The following is a 4,260-nucleotide window of genomic DNA, read 5'->3' as shown; positions in this document are numbered from 1 at the left end:
CGCAGCTCCCCCAGTACCGTCGTCCCCACGAGCCCCCCTCGCATCCCCGGCCCGGCACCACCCCCGGCGCCACGGTGGACGCCATGATGACACGCGGGGCCTCCGCGAGCACGGTGAGCCGTGTCCTCAGCGGCAAGCGGTCCATCCCCGTGAGCACCCGCCAGCGGGTCGAGGCGAGCATCCGTGAGCTCGGCCACCACCCCAACGCGGGCGCCAGGGCGCCGGCGAGCAGCCGCTCGGACATCATCGCGCCGATGATCCCGCTGCGCGCCGCGTCACCGGCAGCGGGCCGGCCGACGGGATGATCCTGATGGACGTCGAGCTGGAGGACGAGCGGCTGCCGCTGCCGCGCGCGAGCGGCCGGCCCTCCGTGCTGATCGGGCTGCCCGCCGACACCCGCGGGCTGACCTGCGTGGACCTCGACCGGCGGGCGACGGACGCGCTGTGCGTGGAGCACCGCGACCGGCGGGCGACGGGCGCGCTGTGCGTGGAGCACCTGGCGATGCCCGGTCACCGTGACCTCGCGGTCATCGGCGAGGCGCCCGCCGCCTGCGAGCGGCACACCGGCTTGGCCGAGCGCACCCTGGTCCGCACCCGCGGGTCCGGCACCCACGGGTCCGGCCTGCGGCGAGCTGCTGCGGCCGCCCCCGCACCCGCGTACCGTCCCCGCCGGCCGACCGGCCCGACCGCGCCGGCCACCACCAAACCCCGAGACCACGCCCCCGCCCGGCGCACCACCGCCCGGGCCACCCCCCGGGCCCACCGTCTGAGGCCGCCGGCCGGGGTCGCCACCCGGTCCGCCGCCCGCGGGCCCGGGCCTGCCGCGGGCCGGTACGGCCACGCCCGCGCCCCGCGCAGCCTCCCGCCGGCCGGCCGGCCCGACCGCGCCGGCCACCACCAGCCCCCGAGACCACGCCCACGCCCCCACCCAGCGCCCACCGCCCGCCGCCCGCCGCCGTCGGCCGGGGCCGGCGGCTCGTGTCAGGACATGGGGTGCCGGGGGCGGGTACCCGTAAGGGTGCAGGTGTCGGTGGTGGAGGAGGTGGCGGTTGTCGTGAACGCGGACGACCAGGGCCGCGAAGCCGCGCACCGGTCCGCCGGGGCGCGCCTGCCGCCACTGCTGGGCGTCGACGACCTCGACCAGCTCCAGGCCGGGCTGCGCCAGATCGCCCACGCCCACGACCGCATGCGCGCCCTGCTCGGCGCCGTGGTGACCATCAGCGGCGCCCTGGAGCTGGACGTGGTGCTGCGCACCATCACGGAGTCGGCCCGGACCCTGGTCAGCGCGCGCTACGCGGCGATCGGCATCCTCGGCGAGGACTACGAGTTCACGGCGCTGATCACCTCCGGCTTCGGCGCCGACCAGTTCCGCGGGCCCGGCGGGGCGCGGCTTCCGCACGGCACCGGGCTCCTCGGCGAGCTGGTCCGTCATCCGGGGCCGCTGCGCGTGGACGACCTGTCAAAGCACCCCCGCTCCGCGGGCTTCCCCGAAGGCCACCCCGTCATGACCAGCCTCCTCGGGGTACCGATCCGGGTCCGCGGGACCGTCTACGGCAACCTCTACCTCGCCGACAAGGAGGGCGGCTCCTTCACGGAGGAGGACGAGGACATCGTCACCGCACTGGCCGGCGCCGCCGGGGTGGCCATCGAGAACGCCCGCCTCTTCGAGCGGCTGCGCCGCGCCACGGAGGACTTCCAGCGGCGGCTGCTGCCCGACCTGCCCCGGCTCCCCGGCCTGGAGCTGCGCTCCCGCTACCAGCCGTCCACCGACGCGCCCCGGATCGGCGGCGACTGGTACGACCTGATCCACCTGCCCGACCAGGTGCCCTGCCTGATGGTGGGCGACGTGATGGGGCACGGGCTGGAGGCGGCGACCGTGATGAGCCAGATCAGCAACATGCTGCGGGTCATCGCCTTCGACGAGCGGGAGCCGCCCAGCCGCATCCTGCGCCGCCTGGACTCCGTACTGCACGAACTGCACGGCGGACCGCTGGCCACCGTGCTGGTCGCGCGGCTGGAGCCGGCCGCGGACGGCGGCCGCCTGCTGCGCTGGTCCAGCGCCGGCCACCTGCCGCCGCTGCTGGTCACGCCCGACCACCGCGCCCGCTATCTGCACGCGGACACGGGCCTGCCCCTGGGTGTCGACCCCGGCCTGCCCCGGCCCGACCACGAGCGGGCGATCCCCGTCGGCTCCACCCTGCTGCTGCACACGGACGGGCTGGTCGAGCATCCCGCCCACCCGATCGACGAGGGCATGGACCAGGCCGCGCACATCGCCGCCACCCACACCACCCGCCCGCTGGACCAGCTCTGCGACGCCCTGCTCGCCCACGAGCAGACCCTGCACGACGACGTGGCCCTGCTGGCCGCCCGCCTGACCGCCTGACCGCCTGACCGGCCGGCCGACTCGGCCGGGGCGGGAAAAGGGCGACGGCCGGAGCCCCCGCACAGCGGGCTCCGGCCGTCGCGGCCGAACCGGTCCCCTTACAGGGCCAGTCCGGTCAGCACGAGCACACGCTCGTAGGTGTAGTCGTCCATCGCGAACTTCACGCCCTCGCGGCCCACGCCGGACTGCTTGGCGCCGCCGTACGGCATCTGGTCGGCGCGGTAGGACGGCACGTCGCCGACGACCACGCCGCCGACCTCGAGGGCGCGGTGGGCGCGGAAGGCGACCTGCACGTCGTGGGTGAACACACCCGCCTGGAGGCCGTACTTGGAGTCGTTGACCGCGGCGAACGCCTCGGCCTCGCCGTCCACCTTCTGCACGGTCAGGACCGGCCCGAAGACCTCCTCGCAGGAGATCGTCACATCGGCCGGCACGTCGGTCAGGACGGTCGGCGCGTAGGAGGCGCCCTCGCGCTTGCCCCCGGTGAGCAGGGTGGCGCCCGCCTCGACGGCCTCCTGCACCCAGGACTCGACGCGCTTGGCCGCGTCCTCGCTGACCAGCGGACCGACGTCGGTCGCGGCGTCGGACGGGTCGCCCGTGACCTGGGCCTCCACGGCGGCGACGACGCGCGGCAGCAGCCGGTCGTACACCGAGGCGTCGGCGATCACGCGCTGCACGGAGATGCAGGACTGGCCGCCCTGGTAGTTGGAGAAGGTGGCGATGCGGTTCGCGGCCCAGTCGAGGTCCGCGTCACTCGCCCAGTCGGCGAGGACGACGGCCGCGCCGTTGCCGCCGAGCTCCAGGGTGCAGTGCTTGCGCGGCACCGAGTCCATGATCGCGTAACCGACCTTCTCGGAACCGGTGAAGGAGATGACCGGCAGCCGCTCGTCCTGGACGAGGGCGGGCATCTTGTCGTTGGCGACCGGCAGGATCGACCAGGAGCCGGCCGGCAGGCCCTCGGTCTCGGCGAGCAGTTCACCGAGGATCAGGCCGGACAGCGGGGTGGCCGGGGCCGGCTTGAGGATGATCGGGGCGCCGGCCGCGATCGCCGGGGCGACCTTGTGCGCGCACAGGTTCAGCGGGAAGTTGAACGGCGCGATGCCGAGCACGACGCCCTTCGGGAAGCGACGGGTGAGCGCGAGGCGTCCCTGGCCGCCGGCGTCGGTGTCCAGGCGCTGGGCCTCGCCGCCGTTGAACCGGCGGGCCTCCTCGGCGGCGAACCGGAACACCGACACGGCCCGGCCGACCTCGCCGCGCGCCCACTTGAGCGGCTTGCCGTTCTCGGCGGAGATGAGCTGGGCGATCTCCTCGGCGCGCTCCGCGAGCCGCTTGCTGACGTGGTCCAGGGCGGCGGCGCGCACGTGCGCCGGGGTGGCGGCGAGCTCGTCCCGCACGGCGTACGCGGCGGCCACGGCCTCCTCGACCTGGGCGTCGGTCGGCACGCCGACCCTGCCGACCAGCCGGCCGTCCCACGGAGAGGTGACGTCGAAGGTGTCCTCGCCGGTGACCTGGCGGCCGGCGAGCCAGAAGGCGGTGGTGGAAGTCATTGAGGAGTCCCGGCCCTTCCGCGTTGGAGGTTGTCTGCTTGCGTCGTCAACGGTAGGGCCGGGCCCGCTGAACAGCGCTTGTCCGACGTGGAGCAGTGCGGACCCCGGGTGCGCCGGATTGGCGCAGGAGACGCTACGCCGGCTCGGTGGAGGTCACCTTCAGGGCCAGCCACAGCTCCATGCGCACGTCGGGGTCGTCCAGCGAGCGCCCGAGGATCTCCTCGACGCGGCGCATCCGGTAGCGCAGCGTGTGCCGGTGCACGCCCAGGTCGGCGGCGGCCGCGTCCCACTGGCCGTGCCTGGAGAGCCAGGCCCGCAGCGAGGCCA

At 75.2% G+C, this 4,260-nt stretch carries 3 protein-coding genes and 1 pseudogene; 2 read left to right on the top strand and 2 right to left on the bottom strand.

Annotated features, from left to right (window positions below):
- Nucleotides 1-83: 83 nt before the first annotated feature.
- Nucleotides 84-598: pseudogene (locus IE249_RS28075) on the top strand (LacI family DNA-binding transcriptional regulator); the annotation flags it as partial.
- A gap of 390 nt (nucleotides 599-988) precedes the next feature.
- Nucleotides 989-2,386, top strand: a complete 1,398-nt coding sequence (locus IE249_RS28070) for a PP2C family protein-serine/threonine phosphatase (protein WP_308434406.1) — start codon at nucleotides 989-991, stop codon at nucleotides 2,384-2,386.
- 98 nt (nucleotides 2,387-2,484) lie between these two features.
- Here the strand turns inward: IE249_RS28070 and IE249_RS28065 are convergent, their stop codons facing one another.
- Together IE249_RS28065 and IE249_RS38695 are read right to left on the bottom strand one after the other, a co-directional pair.
- The gene (locus IE249_RS28065) at nucleotides 2,485-3,933 is read right to left on the bottom strand and encodes an aldehyde dehydrogenase family protein (RefSeq protein WP_189709130.1); all 1,449 of its coding nucleotides are present in this window, start codon (nucleotides 3,931-3,933) and stop codon (nucleotides 2,485-2,487) included.
- A 133-nt stretch (nucleotides 3,934-4,066) separates the two neighbouring features.
- Nucleotides 4,067-4,260, bottom strand: a 194-nt coding sequence (locus IE249_RS38695) for a helix-turn-helix domain-containing protein (RefSeq protein ID WP_229859407.1), incomplete at its 5' end; no start/stop codon positions are given.

This window comes from Streptomyces anandii JCM 4720 (assembly GCF_014650655.1).
Lineage (GTDB): Bacteria > Actinomycetota > Actinomycetes > Streptomycetales > Streptomycetaceae > Streptomyces > Streptomyces anandii.
This window is presented reverse-complemented; position numbering and strand designations above follow the sequence as displayed.

What these genes read in the sequence shown, in the direction of transcription:
- IE249_RS28070 (WP_308434406.1), top strand. Translation starts at nt 989, where the DNA reads ATGGGGTGCCGGGGGCGGGTACCCGTAAGGGTGCAGGTGTCGGTGGTG.
- IE249_RS28065 (WP_189709130.1), bottom strand. Translation starts at nt 3,933, where the DNA reads ATGACTTCCACCACCGCCTTCTGGCTCGCCGGCCGCCAGGTCACCGGC.